This is a genomic window from Streptomyces sp. NPDC047974, from assembly GCF_040653375.1.
Lineage (GTDB): Bacteria > Actinomycetota > Actinomycetes > Streptomycetales > Streptomycetaceae > Streptomyces.
On the sequence record NZ_JBEZNU010000019.1, the window covers coordinates 13,842 to 32,706 of the forward strand.

17 protein-coding genes are annotated in these 18,865 nt (G+C 73.4%); 6 read left to right on the forward strand and 11 right to left on the reverse strand.

All coding sequences use genetic code 11. The features are described 5' to 3' along the window. Positions 1–13 precede the first annotated feature (13 nt). A complete protein-coding gene (locus tag AB0E19_RS25070) occupies positions 14–1,762 on the reverse strand; it encodes an ABC transporter substrate-binding protein (protein WP_362184323.1) in 1,749 nt (582 codons plus the stop codon). 231 nt (positions 1,763–1,993) lie between these two features. Here AB0E19_RS25070 and AB0E19_RS25075 point away from each other — a divergent pair, with 231 nt between their 5' ends. Continuing rightward, positions 1,994–3,007 carry a LacI family DNA-binding transcriptional regulator gene (locus tag AB0E19_RS25075; RefSeq protein WP_362184325.1) on the forward strand — a complete coding sequence of 338 codons (1,014 nt, stop codon included), beginning with the start codon at positions 1,994–1,996 and terminating at the stop codon, positions 3,005–3,007. Positions 3,008–3,092: 85 nt separating this feature from the next. On the opposite strand, the gene AB0E19_RS25080 is transcribed toward AB0E19_RS25075, so the two are convergent. Further along, positions 3,093–3,344 (reverse strand): EF-hand domain-containing protein, encoded by a 252-nt coding sequence (locus AB0E19_RS25080; RefSeq protein ID WP_362184327.1) that lies wholly within the window; start codon positions 3,342–3,344, stop codon positions 3,093–3,095. Between the two features lie 296 nt (positions 3,345–3,640). Here AB0E19_RS25080 and AB0E19_RS25085 point away from each other — a divergent pair, with 296 nt between their 5' ends. Further along, complete coding sequence (locus AB0E19_RS25085) at positions 3,641–4,291, forward strand: transcriptional regulator (RefSeq protein WP_362184329.1); 651 nt, start codon at positions 3,641–3,643, stop codon at positions 4,289–4,291. Here AB0E19_RS25085 and AB0E19_RS25090 read toward each other — a convergent pair. Both AB0E19_RS25090 and AB0E19_RS25095 read right to left on the reverse strand, forming a co-directional pair. Further along, positions 4,234–5,028 (reverse strand): DUF817 domain-containing protein, encoded by a 795-nt coding sequence (locus AB0E19_RS25090; protein WP_362184331.1) that lies wholly within the window; start codon positions 5,026–5,028, stop codon positions 4,234–4,236. The genes AB0E19_RS25085 and AB0E19_RS25090 overlap by 58 nt on opposite strands. 52 nt (positions 5,029–5,080) lie before the next feature. Then, complete coding sequence (locus AB0E19_RS25095) at positions 5,081–5,794, reverse strand: DUF2470 domain-containing protein (protein ID WP_362184333.1); 714 nt, start codon at positions 5,792–5,794, stop codon at positions 5,081–5,083. Between the two features lie 166 nt (positions 5,795–5,960). Here AB0E19_RS25095 and AB0E19_RS25100 point away from each other — a divergent pair, with 166 nt between their 5' ends. Beyond that, on the forward strand, positions 5,961–7,733 hold the full coding sequence (locus AB0E19_RS25100) for a BCCT family transporter (RefSeq protein ID WP_362184335.1): 1,773 nt from the start codon (positions 5,961–5,963) through the stop codon (positions 7,731–7,733). An 18-nt stretch (positions 7,734–7,751) separates the two neighbouring features. On the opposite strand, the gene AB0E19_RS25105 is transcribed toward AB0E19_RS25100, so the two are convergent. The 6 genes from AB0E19_RS25105 to AB0E19_RS25130 all read right to left on the reverse strand — a co-directional run bounded on the left by AB0E19_RS25105 (position 7,752) and on the right by AB0E19_RS25130 (position 12,718). Next, the gene (locus AB0E19_RS25105; protein ID WP_362184337.1) at positions 7,752–8,342 is read right to left on the reverse strand and encodes a TetR/AcrR family transcriptional regulator; all 591 of its coding nucleotides are present in this window, start codon (positions 8,340–8,342) and stop codon (positions 7,752–7,754) included. Positions 8,343–8,484: 142 nt separating this feature from the next. Then, entirely contained in the window at positions 8,485–8,730 is a 246-nt protein-coding gene (locus AB0E19_RS25110) for a metal-sensitive transcriptional regulator (RefSeq protein ID WP_360610316.1), read from the reverse strand. A gap of 101 nt (positions 8,731–8,831) precedes the next feature. Beyond that, the gene (locus tag AB0E19_RS25115; protein WP_362184339.1) at positions 8,832–9,695 is read right to left on the reverse strand and encodes a sulfite exporter TauE/SafE family protein; all 864 of its coding nucleotides are present in this window, start codon (positions 9,693–9,695) and stop codon (positions 8,832–8,834) included. Then, positions 9,692–10,264: a rhodanese-like domain-containing protein gene (locus AB0E19_RS25120; RefSeq protein ID WP_362184341.1), complete on the reverse strand. Its 573-nt coding sequence runs from the start codon at positions 10,262–10,264 to the stop codon at positions 9,692–9,694. The genes AB0E19_RS25115 and AB0E19_RS25120 overlap by 4 nt, the downstream gene beginning before the upstream one ends. A 50-nt stretch (positions 10,265–10,314) precedes the next feature. Continuing rightward, positions 10,315–11,706, reverse strand: a complete 1,392-nt coding sequence (locus tag AB0E19_RS25125) for a rhodanese-like domain-containing protein (RefSeq protein ID WP_362184343.1) — start codon at positions 11,704–11,706, stop codon at positions 10,315–10,317. Positions 11,707–11,929: 223 nt separating this feature from the next. Continuing rightward, complete coding sequence (locus tag AB0E19_RS25130) at positions 11,930–12,718, reverse strand: IclR family transcriptional regulator C-terminal domain-containing protein (protein ID WP_362184345.1); 789 nt, start codon at positions 12,716–12,718, stop codon at positions 11,930–11,932. A gap of 177 nt (positions 12,719–12,895) precedes the next feature. Between AB0E19_RS25130 and bla the strand changes: the two genes are divergently transcribed. After that, entirely contained in the window at positions 12,896–13,828 is a 933-nt protein-coding gene (gene bla / locus AB0E19_RS25135) for a class A beta-lactamase (protein ID WP_362184347.1), read from the forward strand. 210 nt (positions 13,829–14,038) lie between these two features. Here the strand turns inward: bla and AB0E19_RS25140 are convergent, their stop codons facing one another. Further along, positions 14,039–14,515: a GNAT family N-acetyltransferase gene (locus tag AB0E19_RS25140; RefSeq protein ID WP_362184349.1), complete on the reverse strand. Its 477-nt coding sequence runs from the start codon at positions 14,513–14,515 to the stop codon at positions 14,039–14,041. A 204-nt stretch (positions 14,516–14,719) separates the two neighbouring features. Between AB0E19_RS25140 and AB0E19_RS25145 the strand changes: the two genes are divergently transcribed. After that, positions 14,720–16,180: a tetratricopeptide repeat protein gene (locus AB0E19_RS25145; protein ID WP_362184351.1), complete on the forward strand. Its 1,461-nt coding sequence runs from the start codon at positions 14,720–14,722 to the stop codon at positions 16,178–16,180. A 231-nt stretch (positions 16,181–16,411) separates the two neighbouring features. Continuing rightward, positions 16,412–18,796: a collagenase gene (locus tag AB0E19_RS25150; protein WP_362184353.1), complete on the forward strand. Its 2,385-nt coding sequence runs from the start codon at positions 16,412–16,414 to the stop codon at positions 18,794–18,796. Positions 18,797–18,865: the final 69 nt, after the last annotated feature.

An 18,865-nucleotide genomic window follows, 5' to 3' on the forward strand; every position in this document is an offset into this window, starting at 1 on the left:
GGGGCGTCGTTCCTCAGTCCGTGCTCTTCGACGGGTCCTTGAGACCGACGGTCGCGTAGTCGATCTGGCCGCCCCACGAGGTGTGGCCGTAGGCGCCGGCGACGTTGGTCCCGACGAGGAGGGAGCGGCGCTTCGTCGCGCCGGGGGCGACCGGGGCCTTGGCGAGGATCTGCCCGTCGAGCTCCTGCCAGGCCTTGTTGGCGGCGGCGCCGTCGGTCATGGCGGCGATCTCGTCCATCCGCTTCATGGTGGCGTCGTCCTTGAAGAGGGAGTGGTTGCCGGAATTGCCCTTCTCCTTGATGGAGCGGCCGTCGAAGACGAAGGGGAGGAAGGTGGTGCCGGAGGGGAAGTCGGGGCACCAGCCGGTGTAGACGAGGTCGGTGCGGTTCCTGGTGTCGCCGATGGTGTCGTAGAAGGCGGACGGGTCGACGGTGTCGATGGTGACCTCGATGCCGGCCTTGCCGAGGGCCTGCTGGACGGCCTCGCCGATGGCCTTGTCGTTGGTGGAGACGGTCAGGCGGGTGGCGAAGCCGTCGGGCTTCCCGGCCTCCTTGAGCAGCTCCTTGGCCTTCCCGGGGTCGCCGGCGAGCGGGATCCCGAGGGTGTCGGGCTGCTTGCCCCCGGTGAACAGGGCGCCGGGCATGGCGGCGCCGGCGGCCTCGGCGACGGCGGGGCCGCCGGCGGCGGTGACGATCGCCTCCCGGTCGAGGGCCCACTGGACGGCCTGGCGGACCTTCGGGTCGTCGAAGGGGGCGCGGCCGGTGTGCATCTGGAGCATCTCGGTGCAGCTGCTGGACTCGGCGAGCAGCCGGGCCTTCACGTCGGCCTTGGTGAGGACCTTGGAGAGGGACTCCGGGCGGAGCTGGGCCCAGGAGATCGCGGAGGCGTCGGCGCCGGAGGAGGCGATGAGGCGGTCGTCGACCTGGTTGCCCTTGAGGCCCATGGTGACGACGATCCGGTCCGGGTAGGCCTTGCGGACGGAATCGCTCTTCGGATCCCAGTGGGTGTTGCGGACGAGGACCATCCGCTTGTCGCGGGCGTAGCTCTCGATCCTGTACGGCCCCGAGGAGAACGGGCGGTTGTCGTACTGGGGGCCCTTGTCCTGCTTCGGCGGCACCGGGGCGAAGGTCGGCAGGGTGGCCGCGAAGGGGAACTCGGCGAAGGGCTTGCGGAGTTCGAAGACGATCGTGCGGGCGTCGGGGGTCTTCACCGAGTCGAGGTGCCCGCCCTGGGCGGGGCCCTGGTAGCCCTCGGCGCCCGCCAGGTAGCGGGCCGCGTAGTCGGGGCCGCCGGGCAGGTCGGGGGAGAAGGACCGCTCGACGTTGTGCTTGATGTCCTGGGCGGTGATCGGAGTGCCGTCCTCGTACTTCAGGCCGGGCTTGAGGCGGAAGGTCCAGGTCTTGGCACCGTCGGACGGGGTGCCGAGGTCCTCGGCGAGGTCGGGGACCAGCTCGCTGCCCTGCGCGCCGGGCGCCGCCCGGTAGGTGACGAGGGTGCGGTAGAGCAGCCGGGTGCCGAAGTCCATGTCGGGCATGACCCAGTTGCGGGCCGGGTCGAGGTGGGAGAAGTCCTGGTTGGACAGGACGGTGAGGGTGCCGCCCCGCTGCGGGGTGCCGCCGAGGACCGCACCGGCGTTGGCGGCGGCGGGGTTCTTCCGCTCGGTGCCGCCGGTCCCGCCGGACGAGCCGCCGGAGCAGGCCGCGAGGCCGAGGGTCAGGGTCGACACCAGGGCGATGGCCAGGGTGCGGGTGCGCTTGGTCATGGGTCACTCCGAGGAGGGCGGAAGAGCGGTCGGACAGCCAGAGCGGCCGGAATGTGACCCGTAACATAGTAATGTGAAATTGCACTGACAAGGTGTGGGATCCCGCTCGGCCCGTCCGTTACCCATCCGTGTCCCTTTCGGGGTCCTGCGGAAAGACCCTCGCCGGCGCGTTTGCGCGGAGACTGCAACGGATCGTCATTCTCTTGCGGGGCTTGCGCTAGCCTTGCGCTCATGACGCGACGACTTGCTCAAGTGGCGAAGAAGGTGGGGGTCAGCGAGGCGACGGTCAGCCGCGTCCTCAACGGCAAGCCCGGGGTGTCCGAGGCGACCCGGCAGTCCGTGCTCACCGCCCTGGACGTGCTCGGCTACGAGCGGCCCACCCAGCTCAGGGGCGAGCGCGCCCGGCTGGTCGGACTCGTCCTGCCCGAGCTGCAGAACCCGATCTTCCCGGCCTTCGCCGAGGTCATCGGAGGGGCGCTCGCCCAGCAGGGGCTCACCCCCGTGCTCTGCACCCAGACCAAGGGCGGTGTCTCCGAGGCCGACTACGTGGACCTCCTCCTCCAGCAGCACGTCTCCGGCGTGGTCTTCGCCGGCGGACTGTTCGCGCAGGCCGACGCCCCGCACGAGCACTACCACCGGCTCGCCGAGCGCAACATCCCGGTCGTCCTCGTCAACGCCTCCATCGAAGGGCTCGACTTCCCCTGCGTGGCCTGCGACGACGCCGTCGCCGTCGAACAGGCCTGGCGCCACCTCTCCTCCCTCGGGCACGAGCGGATCGGGCTCCTCCTCGGCCCCGCCGACCACGTGCCCTCCCGCCGGAAGCTCCAGGCCGCCCGGGCCGCCGCCGAGGCACTCGGCACCCCGCTCCCCGACGAGCGCGTCGTCCGCTCGATCTTCTCCCTCGAAGGCGGCCAGGCCGCCGCCAACCAGCTGCTCGAACAGGGCGTCACCGGCATCGTCTGCGCCAGCGACCCGCTCGCCCTCGGCGCCATCCGGGCCGCCCGCCGACGCGGACTCGCCGTCCCCGCGGACGTGTCGGTGGTCGGCTTCGACGACTCCGCCTTCATGAACTGCACCGAGCCCCCGCTCTCCACCGTCCGTCAGCCCATCGAGGCGATGGGCCGGGCCGCCGTCGAACTGCTCTGCGCCCAGATCCAGGGAGTCCACTCGCACCCCGGCGAGCTGCTCTACGAGCCCGAGCTCGTGGTGCGCGGCTCGACCGCGCCGCCGCCGGCCCGCGCGTAGCGGAGCCCGTACCGCTCCCGTCCGGGAGAGGTCTACGCCCGCACCGGCCGCAAGAAATCGACCGGCCTACTCAAAATCCCCGGGGTCACCAGCCGAAGCGGCGGTCCACGACGGCGGCGAACTCCTCGTAGCTGAGGACCCGGTCGCCGTTCTGGTCCGCCGCGTCGAACAGCGCGGCGGACTCGTCGTCGCCGCCCACGCCCCAGAACGGGATCACTCCGCGCGCCGCGAGTGTGGGGCCCTTCTCGCGCAGGGCCCGGATGACCTCCGTACGGGTCAGCGTGCCGTCCTGGTCGAGGTCGAGCGCGTCGAAGAGGACGCGGGCCTTGTCACTCATGACATGTCCTTGGCTCGGTCGTGGGTTTCCTGCCCGGGAGGACGCCCCGGACGCCCGCCGGGTTGCCTCGGCCGTCTCTTCCGGATCATGCCGGGCTCGCGTCTCCCCCGGCTACCGCCGGGAGGTGCCCCCATGCGCACGCGCGCTCGCCGCGTTGTCGTCGGTCGCCGATGTCCCCGGCTACCGCTGGGAGGTGCCCCCACCGCATGGACTCCCTCCTCCGCCTTGCGACCGCACGCACCGGACGCCGCTCCCTGATCCGGCCCGACCCGAAAGAGACGGCCTAGGCTCTCTCCATGGCGACGCCCTCGATCCCCTCCGCTCCCGAGCTCCTCGTCCTGCACGCCGTACGGCTGCGGGGCATGACCACCGAGGAGGAGGCGGCGGCGCGCTACGGGCTCGATCCCGAGGCCGTGGGCGAGCTGCTGCTCGACCTCCAGGCGTACGGGCGGGTCAGCAGGGCCGCCTTCGCCGGCACCTCGGGCTGGAGCCTGACCGACCGGGGGCGGGCCGAGGGGGAGCGGCTGCTGGCCGAGGAGCTGGCCGGGGCCGGGCACGAGGCGGCGGTACGGGAGCGGTACGCGACCTTCCTGGCCTACAACGCCCGCTGCCTGACGGCCTGTACTGACTGGCAGCTACGGCCCGACGACGGCGGACGCCTCGCCGTCAACACCCACGGGGACCCGGTCTGGGACCGGCGCGTCCTCGACGAGCTGACCGTGCTCGGCGGGGTCATCGACACCCTCTCGGCCGACCTTGCCACCCTGCTGCCGCGCTTCGGCGGCTACGGGGAGCGCTTCACCGGCGCGCTCGCCCGGGTGCGGCGCGGCGAGCTGTCCTGGGTGGACCGCCCGCGCGCCGACTCCTGCCACACGGTCTGGATGGAGCTTCACGAGGACCTGCTGGCCACGCTCGGGATCCGCCGGGGCGAGGAGCCCGTCCCGTAGACCAGGACGAAGGTGACCGAGATGAGGAGCGCCCAGGCGCCGAACTTGGCGACGGAGACGGGCTGCCAGCCGTCGAGCTGGTCGGGGTAGCTCCAGGCGCCGGCGTAGGTCGCGGCGTTCTCGGCGATCCAGAGGAAGAAGCCGATGAGGACGAAGGAGAGGGCCAGCGGCATCCGGTGGTCCTCCTCGCCGACGCGGAAGCGGACCCAGGTGCCGGCGGTGGCGAGGAGCAGTAGTCCGGCGAGGACCCAGCGGGCGTCGGGCAGCCAGTGGTGGCTGAAGAAGTTGAGGTAGACCGCGCCGGCGAGGACCGCCATGATCCGGGGCCGGTAGCCGGTGATCCGCAGGTCGAACAGGCGCCAGGCGCGGCAGACGTAGCTGCCGACGGCCGCGTACAGGAAGCCGCCGTAGAGGGGGACGCCGCCGAACTTGGTGACCGCGTCCTCAGGGTAGCTCCAGGAGCCCATGCGGACCTTGACCAGCTCGAAGACCAGGCCGATCAGGTGGCAGACGGCGATGACCGCGACGTCCCGCCCGCTGTCCCAGCCGAGCCGCCAGGCCAGCACGGTGAGCAGGATCCCGTAGCCGAGCAGCAGGTCGTAGCGGGCGACGGGCAGGTCGGGCAGGAGCGAGGAGACGGCGATGCCGCCGACGAGCGCGACGGCGAAGGCGCAGCAGCGCGCCTCCAGCAGGGCGAAGCGCAGGAGCTGGCGGAATCCGTGCCTGATCTGGTCCATGCGGGAGGGGACGCGCCCGCGCGTGTGTGCGGTTTCCGCCGCGGGGGTCCGGTCAGTGGTGGTCGTGGTGGTGGGCGCAGCGCGGGGCGGTGAGCAGCCGGCGGACCATGTCGCCGGCCTCGGCGGCGTCGCGGGCATCGCCGGGGAAGAGGAGGCGGAGGTCGCAGTGGCCCTCGCCGTACTCGCAGCGCAGCGAGACGGCGTGCCGGTCGATGGCGAGGGGGAGGGTGCGGACGACGCCGTGCGGGAGGCGGGCGCCGGCGAGGACGACGAGGTCGGAGACGAGGTCGGCGTGGGCGTCGGCGAGGTGGGTGAGGAGGGCGGCCTCTTCGAGGGCGAGCGGGTCGGGGGCGGCGAGGGTGTACGCGCCGGGGGCGACCTCCTGGGTCCCGGTGCCGGTGCGCAGGACGACGCGGGCGAGGTCGAGGCGGAGCGAGCCGAGGTCGCCGGGGGTGGCGGGGGCGAGCCGCCCGGTGAGGGTGACGCGGGCCCGGACCCGGTCGCGCAGCGCGGTCGGGGCGATGTCGGTGAGCTCGATCCGGGCGTCGACGCCGTGGTGCGGGGAGCGGGCGAGGTGGTCGGAGAGGGGGGTGTCGGCCGGCGGGTGGAGGGTGATCCGGCCGCGGGCTCCGACGGTGTGCGCGCCGAGGAGGTCGTAGGTCTCGCCGTCGAGGGTGAGGGAGAGGGAGATGGCCCGGGCCAGCACGGAGCGGACCTGTTCCGCGGCGGTCTGCTGGGGCAGGGCGGGGGAGGGGGCGACGCGCACGAGGACTCCTCGATCGACTTTTAGGTAAGGCTAACCTAACTATCCCCTCCCGATGGTGTCCAGAAGCCGGCCGGGCCTGTTGGTCCCCCGAGTCGGACCCCTCGTGTGGTACTGCCTTACGGGGACATAAAGCGTTTGTTCCGTTTGGTGGGGAAAGGGGTTGTAGATGGCGAAAGACGGACAGGATCCGGGCGCGGGTGACGACGGAGGCGGCCAGGACGGGAGCGGGAGGGGCGCGCTGCCGGTGACGGCGGACCTGCCCGATCTCGCCCACCGTCACCCCGCCCGCACCGACCCGGTCGTCTTCGGCGTCACGGCTGTCCTCACCCTCGCGTTCGTCGTCTGGGGCGCGACGGCCACGGACGGTCTGGAGTCGGTCTCCAGCAGCCTGCTCGACGGCCTGATCCGGGACGGCGGCTGGGCGTTCATGCTGGCGGCCTCCGGCTTCGTCGTCTTCGCGCTCTGGCTGGCGATCAGCCGGTACGGCCGGATCACGCTCGGACAGGAGGGCGAGGGGCCGGAGTTCCGCACGGTCTCCTGGATCGCCATGATGTTCAGCGCCGGCATGGGCATCGGCCTGATGTTCTACGGGGTGAGCGAGCCGCTCGCCCACTACGGCACCCCGCCGCCCGGCACCTCCCCGGCCGACTCGGCCGAGCGGATGGAGACGGCGATGGCCACCACGCTCTTCCACTGGACGCTCCATCCGTGGGCGATCTACGCGGTCGTCGGCCTCGCCATCGCCTACTCGACCTTCCGCCGCCGGCGCCGGCAGACGATCAGCGCCGTCTTCGTGCCGCTGATGGGCAAGCGCCGGGCGCTCGGCGGGCCGGGCCGGGTCATCGACATCCTCGCCATCTTCGCCACCCTCTTCGGCTCCGCCGCCTCGCTGGGCCTCGGCGCGCTCCAGATCGGCAGCGGCGTGGAGGAGCTGGGCTGGATGGCGAAGACCGGCACGGGCCTGCTGGTCGGCATCATCGCCGTGCTCACCGTCGCCTTCGTGCTCTCCGCCGTCTCCGGCGTGGAGAAGGGCATCCAGTGGCTCTCCAACATCAACATGGTGCTCGCGCTCCTGCTCGCGGTGTTCGTCTTCGTCGCCGGACCCACGATCATCGTCCTCGACCTGCTGCCGACCTCGATCGCCGCGTACATCGGCGACCTGCCGCAGCTGGCCGGCCGCACCGAGGCCACCAGCGGCGAGAACATCCACGACTGGCTGGGCAGTTGGACCGTTTTTTACTGGGCGTGGTGGATCTCGTGGACGCCCTTCGTCGGCATGTTCATCGCCCGGATCAGCCGGGGCCGGACGATCCGTCAGTTCATCGGCGGCGTCATCCTGGTGCCGAGCGCGGTCAGCCTGGTCTGGTTCGCGATCTTCGGCGGCACCGCGATGCGGCTGGCCGAGCAGGGCGAGCTCGCGGGCGAGACGACGCCGGAGGGCCAGCTCTTCGGGCTGCTCCAGGAGTTCCCGCTGACGGGCGTGATGAGCCTGCTCGTGATGATCCTCGTCGGGATCTTCTTCGTCTCCGGCGCGGACGCCGCCTCCATCGTCATGGGCACCCTGTCGCAGCGCGGCGCGATGGAGCCGACCCGCCCGGTGGTGATCTTCTGGGGGGTGGTCACCGGCGCCGTCGCCGCGATCATGCTGCTCATCGGCGACGGGCAGGGCGACGCCCTGGCGGGCCTGCAGAACCTGACGATCCTGGTCGCCGCCCCGTTCGTGCTCGTCATGATCGGCATGTGCGTGGCCCTCATGCGGGACCTGCGGGAGGATCCGCTGATCGTGCGCGGCCAGGTCGGCGAGGAGGTCGTCGGGGTCGCGGTGATCGCCGGACACGAGCGGTACGACGGCGACTTCGAGCTCCGCATCGGCCCGGGCACCTCGGACGGCGCGTCCCCGGCGCCGCCGGCCCCGCCCACCGGGGGCGGACCCCGCTGACCCCGGGGCCGGCCGCCGTCAGGGGCCGACCGAGCGCCAGATCCGGTCGGGGAGGATCCGGCTCGCCTCTTCGAGGTCGACGTCGCCGAGGGTGAGCCAGCGGCGCGCCATGGCGACGACCGGCCCCAGGACGAGGCCCTCGATGACGGGGGTCGGGAGGTCGGCCAGCTCGCCCGCCTTGCGGTGGGCGTCGAGCCAGAGCTCGATGGGGGTGAGCCGGGCCTCCTGGCTGTCGCGGATCTCGGCGGCGTGGGCCGTGCCCTCCTGGTCCGCGAAGGGGGAGTGCAGGAGGCGGGAGGCGGCCGGTTCGGTGCGGACGAAGCCCAGATAGGCGTGGACGACCGCCTCGATACCGGAACGGGCGTCCTGGTGGGAGAGCAGGGCGGTGCCGAGCTCGCCGAGGAGGCGGTCGAGCCAGCGGAGGGCGAGCGCGGAGACCACTCCGTGGAGGTTGCCGAAGTGGTGGTAGACGCTGCCGGTGCTGACACCGCTCTCCCGGGTGAGGGCGGCGACGGTGAGGCCCGCCTCGCCCTCGCGCGCGTAGAGGTCCAGCGCGGCGTCGAGGACGCGCTCGACGGTGACTTCTCCGCGCTGCTGCTTCCGGCTCATCGAGCGGGGTGCCCCTTTGTTCGTGCGCCATGTCTGGCCTGGTGATTCCGTACCTGGTCAGCATAGGAGGCGCGGAGACCGCCCGACCCCGTCGCGCGGGTGTCCGATGGGCGGCGGCGGGGCCGGGGGCTGCGCCGGGGCGCTAGGCCAGGGCGAGGAAGAGCTTCTCCAGCTCCGCCTCCGTCATCGGCGGGCCGCCCGCCGGCTCCTCCGCCAGGCACTGGCGCATCCCGCTCGCCACGATCTTGAACCCGGCCCGGTCGAGGGCCCGGGAGACGGCGGCCAGTTGGGTCACGACGTCCTTGCAGTCGCGGCCCGCCTCGACCATCGCGATCACTCCGGCCAGCTGTCCCTGCGCCCGCCGCAGACGGTTGAGCACGGGCGCCATGGCCTCTTCGTCGACCTGCACGGCCGCCTCCTTCGCGTCGTCACCCCCTCCATCAGGATACCCCCCAGGGTATTAAATCGGTCGGTTCCTGCTGGTGCCGGTCACTCGCGGACGGTCGCGGTACGGGTCCGGGCCCGCCGGACGACCGCCCCGGCCGCCGCCGCGAGTCCGGCGGCGCCCAGGACCGCCCAGGTGGCCGGATGGGTTCGGACGACCGGACCGAGCTGCTGCGCGAGCACGAAGGACCCCATCGCCACGACGAACCAGCCGAAGGCCCTGCGGAGGGCGGCCTGCGGGATCCGGTCGGCCAGCCGCGCCCCGACGAGGCTGCCGAGGACGGCCATGGCGGTGACCGCGAGCGCGAGACCCCAGTCGACGGTGGCGCCGGAGAGGTGCCCGGCCAGACCCGCGAAGGAGTTCAGGGCGATCACCAGCAGCGAGGTGCCGACGGCGAGTCCCATCGACAGCCCGCCGAGCAGGACGAGGGCCGGGACGACGAGGAAGCCGCCCCCGGAGCCCACGAACCCGCTCACCGCGCCCACCAGGAGCCCCTCGACCCCGATGCGCCGCACGGACGGCCCGCCGTCGCCCGGCTCGGGCGCGCGGGCGGTGCGGGGCGTGCGGAGCATGGCGACGGCGGTGGCGAGCATCATCAGGGCGAAGGCGACGAGCAGCGCGGTCCCCGGGACGTACTCCGCGAGCCGCCCGCCGCCGTACGCGCCCGCCATGCCGAAGGCGCCGAAGAGCAGACCGGTCCGCCACCGCACCCGTCGTGCCCGCGCGTGCGGCACGAGGGCGGCGAGGCTGGTCACGCCGACGACGAACAGCGAGGTCGCGATCGCCTCCTTCGCGTCCTGCCCGGCCAGGTGGACCAGGATCGGCACGGTGAGGATCGAGCCCCCGCCGCCGAGGACGCCGAGGGCGACGCCCACCAGCAGCGAGGCCGCGACGGCGAGCACCGTCACCGGGTGCTCCGCAGCTCCGCGAGGACGGTGCGCAGGTCGGTGCGGGGCCCGCGGTTGTAGGGCAGCTTCGAGAGGAGGACGCCCAGGGCGCAGGTGTTGCTGAGCGCGGCGTAGGTGAGCCCGGCGCCGATCGCGGTCCCGACGAGGTGGGCACCGGGGACCGCGATGCCGATCAGGCCGGTGACGAGGACGACGGAGCCGGCGACGAGCCGGACCTGACGCTCCATGTCCCACCGCTCCGGGCCGCGCTCGACGGGCGCGCCCGACCCCTCCCAGGCGACGATCCCGCCCTCCAGCACCCGAAGGTTCGGCAGCCCGGCGTCGGCGAGGGCCCGCTCCGCCTCCCGCGCCCGCTGCCCGGACCGGCAGACGAGGACGACCTCCTCGTCCAGGTGGGCGAGCAGCTCGGCGCGGTGCTCGCGCAGGGTGTTCAGCGGCACGTTGTACGAGCCCGCTATGTGCGTCGTACGGAACTCGCCGGGCGTGCGGACGTCGAGGAGGCGCGGCGCGCGGCCCTCCCGGACGAGGCGGTGCAGCACGGCGGGGGAGAGGGAGGAGGGGGTGGTCATGGCGGGGTGGCTCCGTTCGTGGGGATGGATGCGGCGGGTCGGGCGGGGGTTCAGGCGGCAGGGCCCTCCGTCGCCGTCAGGGCCCAGGCCGCGTAGCCGCCGAGGAGGTCGGAGACGTCCTCGAAGCCACGCCGGCGCAGCAGGCTCGCGGCGATGGAGGAGCGGTGGCCGCCCGCGCAGTGCAGGACGAGCGGCCGGCCGGCGGGGAGTTCGCCGGCCCGGTCCGGGAGTTCGTTGAGCGGCAGGTGCAGGGCCGCGTCGATGACGCCGTGCGTGCCGCGCTCGCCGCAGGTGCGCACGTCCACGACGAGCGGCGGCCGCTCGCCCGCGAGGGCGGTCCGCAGCCGCGCCGCCGTGACGCGGCTCGCCGGGGCGACCTCGTCGGCGAGCGCCTCCAGCGCCGTCTCCGGCTCGGGGAGGTACCCCTCGACCCGGTCGAAGCCCACGCGGGCGAGGCGGGTGACGATCTCCTCCTCGCGCCCCGCGGGGGCGAGGACGACGAGCCGGTCGGCGGGGTCGAGGACGGTCCCGGCCTGCTCGGCGAACCGCCCGTCGGCCGGTACGTTCACCGCGCCGCGCAGGTGCCCGGCGGCGAACTCCCCCGGGTCGCGGGCGTCGACGACGACGGCCCCGGCGGCCCGCAGCCCCGCGAACCCGTCGAGCGTCAGGGCCCGGGCGGCGGTGGCGGAGTCGTAGCGGGCGCGGTCCTTGCGGTTGAGGTCGGCGTCGTAGGCGAAGTAGCCGGGCGCGGGGGGCTGTCCGGCCGTGACGAGCGCGACGAAGGCGTCCCGGTCCATGGGCGCGCAGGCGTAGTTGGTGGCCCGCTGCTCCCCGATGGTGGAGGACTTCTCGGTGGAGAGGTTCCTGCCGCAGGACGAGCCGGCGCCGTGGGCCGGGAAGACCCGGACCTCGTCCGGCAGGCCCATCAGCTTGTGCTGGACGCTGTGGTGGAGCATCCGGCCGAGCTCCTCGGCGGTCACGCCGGCCGAGGCGAGCAGGTCGGGCCGGCCGACGTCGCCGATGAACAGCGCGTCACCGGTCAGGACGCCGTAGGGGACGGCGTCGTCGGCGTGCTCGTACACGAGGACGCTGATCGACTCCGGGGTGTGGCCCGGGGTCTCCATGACCTGGAGGACGACCTCGCCGAGCACGATCCGCTCGCCTTCGGCGAGCGCGCGGATGGGGTACTCGGTCTCCGCGCGCCGGCCGTAGCCGATCCAGGCGCCGGTGTCGTCCGCCAGTTCCAGGTGGCCGGCGACGAAGTCGGCGTGGAAGTGGGTGTTGACCACCCCGATGACGGTGAAGCCGTGCGCGGCGGCGTCCGCGAGGTACTCGGAGACGTCCCGGCGCGGGTCGACGACCACCGCGTGGCCCGTGCCCTCGTCCGCGATCAGGTACGAGGCGTGGGACAGGCAGTCGAGGTAGTACTGGGCGAAGAACACGGCGGAACCTCCCGCAAGCGACTGAATACCCCCCCGGGTATGAACAGGTACGACCGTACGGGTCGGTGTCGCGCCACGTCAAATACCCCCCTGGGTATCGACCACCGCAGGTGGAGGACGCGTGGGGAACCGGCGGGCAGCGGAAAGGGGCACCGCCGGCGCCCCGGCGATGCCCCTTTCCGTCCCCCTCCCGGCCCGATCGCCCGCCCCGAGGGTCGACGGGTCAAGGCTCGTGACCGGCGGCGGCGACCGCGAAGGTCTGCGCGATCAGCACCTGCTCCGCCCGCTTCTGGAGCCGGTCCGCGAGCCCGCGCAGCCGCGCCCCCTCGGCGGCCGGGATCGACAGCGCCACCGCGGCCGTCTCCGCGCCCACGGTGATCGGCACCGCCGCGCAGGCGGTCCCCAGCGCGTACTCCTGGTGCTCCAGGACCGCCAGCCGCCGCGGGGCCGCCGCGAGGCGCCGCTCGAAGGCGCCGCGCGTCGCGACGGTGTGCGGGGTGAGCGCCGTCACCCGGTGGCGGCTCAGGTGGTCGTCGCGCTGCTCCGGCTCCAGCTGGAGCAGCAGGCTCTGGCCGGCGGCGTGGGCGTGGGCGGTGGCCCGGAAGTCGGCCCACTCCTCGACGGGCGGCCGCGCCGGATTGCCGGAGACGGCGCCGAGCCGCACCTCGCCGTCCAGGTACTGCACGAAGTACACGGCGGCGTCGAGCTCCCGGCTGAGCGAGTCCACCCAGGCCTGGACGCCGAGCGCCGGAGCGTGGACGGCGGCGTCCGTGCTCCGGCGCAGCGGCGAGACGAGCCGGTAGGCGCCGTTGTCGTTGCGGACCAGGCCCTCGTGGACCAGGGTCCGCAGCAGGTGGTACGCGGTCGGCAGCGGCAGCATCGCGTCGCGGGCCAGCTGCTTGGCACTCCCCGTGCCCCCGCGCCGCTCCAGCTCGTCCAGCAGCCGTACGGCCCGGCGTACCGACTGGATCAGGGTCGGTGCCGTGCCGCTTTCCCCCTCGCGATATGGCATGCGTGTCCTTTCGCACTGCGCGGAGCACTGTGCTCCGGGACCATGATCGGACAGTGAAGCCGGAATCACATACCGTCAGGTAACCCGGGGTGTCGGAACCGACCCCGCCCGCCCTGCGTGGTGCACTGCGGAATCGATCACCAGCGATCGCCGACGATCGCCTGCGAAGGGACGTCCGTGCACCCGCAGAATCCCGGCGCCTCCCGCCGGACCGCGCTCAGTCTCGGCGCCGCGACGGCGCTCACCACCCTCGGCCTCACCGGCGCGGGCACCGCCCACGCCGCGGCCCGGCCGTCCGGCCGCGCCGAGGACCGGATCGCCGCCCGCCTGCGCGCCCTCGAGGAGCGGTACGACGCCCGCCTCGGCGTCCACGCCCACGACGTGCGCACCGGCCGCACGATCGCCCACCGGGACCGCGAACGCTTCCCGATGTGCTCGCTCTTCAAGACCCTCGCCGCCGCGGCCGTCCTGCGCGACCTCGACCACGACGGCACCTTCCTGGCCCGCCGCCTCCACTACACCGCGGACTACGTCGAGAAGTCCGGCTGGTCCCCGGTGACCGAGCGGCCGGCGAACATCGCGGACGGCCTGACCGTCTCCGAACTCTGCGACGCCGCCATCCGCTTCAGCGACAACACCGCCGCCAACCTGCTGCTGCGCGAGCTCGGCGGCCCCACCGCGATCACCCGCTTCGCCCGCTCGCTCGGCGACCCGGTCACCCGGCTCGACCGCTGGGAGCCCGAGCTGAACTCCGGCGAGCCCTGGCGGACCACCGACACCACCACCCCGCGCGCCATCGCCCGCACCTACGGCAGGCTCGTCCTCGGCCGCGCCCTCGACCCCGCCGACCGGGGCCTCCTCACCGACTGGCTGCTCCGCAACACCACCAGCCCCACCCGTTTCCGCAAGGGCCTGCCGGCGGACTGGACGGTCGCGGACAAGACCGGCGGCGGCTCGTACGGCGGCAACAACGACGCAGGCGTGACCTGGCCGCCGGACGGCGGCCCGATCCTCCTCGCCGTCCTCACCACCCGCTTCGAGCAGGCGGCCCCGGGCGTGGACGAACTGGTGGCCGCCGCCGCGGCGATCGTCGCCGAGGAGCTGCGCTAGGCGCCGTCGACGCCGCGAGCCCGGCATCCTCCGGAAGGGGCGTTCCAGGGCCTGTCTGACCATTCCCGCCGGGTCCGGCCCGACCGGCACGCACGCTCGCCGCACGGCAGAAGCGCCCGAGTAGTTCCGCTACGAGGGCGCCCCTGCCGCACGCCGATCGCACGCACCGGTCGACCCGGCCCGATCCGGCGCGAATTGATCAGACAGGCCCTAGCGGTCCTGGGCCTCGGGGGTCATGTCGTACGTGACCCACATCGTGCGCGTGGCCACCTGGTCGTACTTGGAGCGGGCGCGGTGGTTGTCGTCGGCCGTGATCCAGCGGACGACGCTCCAGCCGCGCTCCGCGCCGATCCCGCGCAGCGCGGCGAGCAGCCGGTCGGCGGCGCCGGTGCCGCGGCTCGCCGGGTCCACGAACAGGTCGTCGAGCCAGCCGCCCACCGACGCGGACAGCGGCCGGGCGAAGGCCCGGAAGTGCGCGAGTCCCACGAGCCGCCCGTCGGCCCCCTCGGCCACCAGCCCCTCCACTTCGTGGCCGGGGTCGTGGAGCCACGACCAGACGAGCGCGGCCGCCTCCTCGCTCTGCTCGACCCGGTAGAACGCGGCGTAGCCCCGGTACAGGGCGCGCCACTGCTCGAAGTCGTCCTCCCGGACCGGACGGACCCGGACGGCGTCGTCGGCGACCGACATGAACGTTCACTCTCCTCGTGCTGCGTGCTGTGGTGCGGGACCAGTGGATCACGCCGCCGGACGGGGCGGGGCGGGGGGCGCGTCGAGGCGCGGACAGAGTGGCGCGGGAGCGCCCGGGGCACGCTTCCGGTGCCGACGGGAGGGGCCGTGCCCCGACCGTCCGGGCACCAGGCAGCATCCGAGGAACCGAGGTGAGGATCCGCGTTGGCGACCGACCGCTACGGCAACACCCTGTACGCCTGCACCCCCGAGGGGGCCGCCCATCTGGACCGGGCCGTGGAGGCCCTGCTCTTCTTCCGGCCCGAGGTGACCCCGGCCGTCGCGGACGCCCTCGCGGCGAGCCCCGGTTCGCCCGACGCCCAGGCCCTCGCCGCCTATCTGGGGGTGCTCGGCACCGAGCACACCGGCGCCGCGGAGGCCCGGGCCCGCTTCGCGGGCTTCCTCGCCGGCCGCGACACCTCCGCGCTGCCCGCGCGCGAGCGGCTGCACCTGGCCGCCGCCGGCGCCTGCCTCGCCGGGGACCTGCACGGGGCGGGCGACCTCCTGGAGGAGCTGTCCCTCGCGTACCCGAGGGACGTCCTCGCGCTCTTCGCCGGGCACCAGCTGGACTTCCTCACCGGGGACGCCGTCCGGTTGCGGGACCGGATCGGCGGCGCCCTGTCGGCGTGGGGGAGGGCCGACGAGCACCGGGGGCCGCTGCTCGGCATGTACGCCTTCGGCCTGGAGGAGTCGGGCCACTACCGGCGCGCGGAGGAGACGGGGCTCGCGGCGGTCGAGCGGCATCCCAGGGACGTGTGGGCGGTGCACGCGGTGACCCACGTGTACGAGATGCAGGGCAGGGTCGCCGAGGGCGTCGCCTTCCTCGACGGCCGCGCGGACGACTGGGCGCACGGCAACTACCTGACGGTGCACAACTGGTGGCACTACGCGCTGTACGCCCTGGAGGCGGGCGCGGAGGAGACCGCGCTGCGCGTCTACGACGCGGCCGTCCACCACGAGGAGTCGGCGGGGCTCGCCATGGAACTCCTCGACGCCGCAGCGCTGTTGTGGCGGCTGCGGCTCGCGGGCCGGGAGGAGCCGGCGCGCTGGGCGCGGCTCGCCGACGCCTGGGCCGCGCGGGCCGATCCGCCGTTCTACGCCTTCAACGACGCCCACGCGGTGATGGCGTACGTGGGGGCGGGCCGGATCGCGGAGGCGGAGGCGCTGGTGGCCGACCGCCGCCGGTGGCTGGCGGACGGAGAGGGCGACGGGGACCGGCGTGCCCTCGCCAACCACGCCATGACGGCCGAGGTCGGACTCCCGGTCTGCGAGGCGCTGGTGGCGTACGGGCGAGGGGACCACGCCGCCGTGGTGGAGCTGCTGTGGCCGCTGCGGCGCCGGATCCAGCTCTTCGGAGGCAGCCACGCCCAGCGCGACGCCGTCCAGCGGACGCTCCTCGAATCGGCGCTCGCCGCCGGGGAGCACGACCGGGCGCGGCTGCTCCTGAGCGAGCGGGACGGGCTGCGCCCGGACAGCCCGTACAACTGGCTGGGCAGGGCCCGGCTGGCCGACGCGATCGGTGACGCGGCGCTCGCGGCGGTGGCGCGCGAGCGGGCGGAGGGCGCGGCGAAGGGGCTGAGGCCGGCGGCGCCCGGGCTTGGAGCCGTACCGAACACACCGCGCTGACCTGCGGGTTCGGCCCCGGATGAGGGGCCGGGCGGCCGCCTCCCCCCGTTCCCTCGCGGAGGCGGTCGCCCGGCCGTCGCAACTGACCCGTGCACAGGGGTTGTCAGTGCAATTTCACATTACTATGTTACACCTCGTGCGGCGGACGGCTGTCTCTTCGTCAACTCGCGTTCAGGTTCCGCCGATCGGCCGCGCGACCCCCCTCATCCCCACCCTCATCCAGGAGACCTCGTGTCCCAGCACAGAGTCGTGCGCTCCTCCCTCCTCGCCACCGCGATCGCGGTGACCCTCGTGGCCTCCGCCGGCCAGGCCGCGACCCAGGCCGCCGAGACGCCCGCCCCCCGCGCCGCCGCCGCGCCGTCCGCCGCGCCCGGCGCCTTCGCTCCCGCCGCCGCCGAGCCCAACCCCTTCGACGAGGTGGAACGATTCGCCAAGGCCCGTACGGCCACGCCCGCCCCGGCGCCCGCCCCCGGCGGCACCGGCGACACCGAGGCCCGCGTCCCCGGCCAGGCGAAGAAGGACACCAAGGCCACGGCAGGGAAGAGCAAGGCGCAGGCCGCGCCCGCCCTGGTCGCCGCCGGTGTGCCCTGCACCCTCGACGGCATCACCGGCCTCTCCCCGGCGGCCTTCGCCGACTTCCTCGCCGACCCCGCCGTCACCGCCGACGGCTGTCTGAGCGGCCTCATCTGGACCTGGGACGCCCGCCTCGTCCCGGTCATGTCCGACGCCCACGTCCAGGCCGTCGCGAACCGGATATCCGGCCTGGCCGCCGCCCACGACGGCCGCAACTCCTCCCACCTGGAGGAGATGTTCACCTATCTCCACGCCGTCGCCTACCACGACTTCTCGCGCGACGAGATCGACATCACCGACGCCCCGACCGTCGACGCCGTCCGCCGAGCCATCGCCGCCTTCGGCTCCGCCGCCCGCACCTTCGACGTCACCGCGTCCAACGCCCGCACCCTGCGCGAGGCCCTCTACATCGGCAGCGCCCCCGGCCTGCGCCAGCACCAGCTCGGCCTCATCGCCAAGGTGCTCGCCACCATGGACCCGTCGCACCCCGCGACGAACCTCGACCCGACCTGGGCGGGCGCCGCCCTCGCCGGACTCTCCGTCAACTACCTGGGCATCTACTCCGGCAACCAGGACGCGGCCTTCCACGCCGCCGTCGCCGCCGACCCGGCCTACCGCGCCGTCTTCAAGGCCTTCGCCGGCTACACCCACCTCAAGGGCACCGCCAACGCCTGGGTCGCCCGTGACGCCCTCAGCGAGTACGGCCGCTTCGGCGAGGTCGCGGGCCTGCGGGACGGCATCGTCGCCGACCTCGGCGCGATGATCGGCCCCGTCGAGTCCGCCTGGGGCTCCGGCAGCCAGCCCTGGGCCAAGATCGTCTCCTGGCTGAACTTCTACGACGCCTGCGCCCCGTACAACGTCTGCAAGGCCGACATCGAGGCCCGGATCTTCCCGTACACCTACACCTACGACACCGGGACCGGCGCCGCCCTCAAGGTCCGCACCGGCCTCGACCGCGCCACCGTCGACCAGCTGTACTACGCGAGCAAGCAGGTCAAGGCGCAGTTCCACCGGGTGGTCGGCAGCGAGCAGCCGCTGGCCGGCGACCCCAACACCACCCTGAACATCGTGCTGTACGGCTCCCGGGCCGACTACGAGAACTACCACCCGATCCTGACCGGGTACGACACGAACAACGGCGGCATCTACATCGAGAACGGCGCCACCTTCTACACGTACCAGCGCCGCGTCCCGCAGGACTCCTCCCTCACCCTGGAGGAGCTGTTCCGCCACGAGTACGCCCACTACCTCAACGGGCGCTTCGCCGTCCCCGGCTTCTTCGGCCAGGGCCCCTGGTACCAGGGCGACCGGACCACCTTCATGGACGAGGGCACCGCCGAGTTCTTCGACGGCGCCACCCGTGACAACGGCATCGCCGTCCGCAAGTCCCTGGTCCGGGGCATCATCAACGACACGGCCGGCGGCGGCCCGCGGATGAACCTCCGCCAGATCCTGCACGCCACCTACGACGGCGACGGCTTCCGCTTCTACAACTACGCGGGCACCTTCTTCGAGTTCCTGTGGACCGAGCGCCCCTCCCTGATCCGCGAGATGTACACCCACCTGCGCGGTGACGACGTGGCCGGCTACGACGCCTGGCGCGAGCGGCTCAGCTCCGACCCCGGTCTCCAGCAGGCGTACGACCGCTTCCTGGACGCGCAGATCGCCAAGGTCGACGAGCTCTTCGTGCCGAACACGACCTACACCGCCAACGGCTCCCTGAAGGACTGGGACGTCGCCGCGGTCCGCTCCGCCTTCGCCACCGCCACCTACAACAACCCCGACTGCGTGGAGGCGGGCGAGGCGGGCAAGCGGCGCTTCGTCTGCACCGGCCGGATCACCGCCAACCTGGCGGACGCCGGCAGTCCCGACCGGGTCTTCAAGGACATGTCGGAGACGGTCGACTACTTCATCCTCGACCGGGCGGGCGCCGCCTCCAACAACCTGGCCGACATGAACTGCTCCTTCGGCCCGGTGGACATCTGGAGCAACCGCGCGGCCGGCACGTCCGACTTCCGCTGCGAGGGCCCGCTGCGCAGCTGATCGCACACCCGTCCTGCCCAGGGGCCGCCGGCCCCTGGGCAACGTCTGAAGAATGTGACATATTACTGC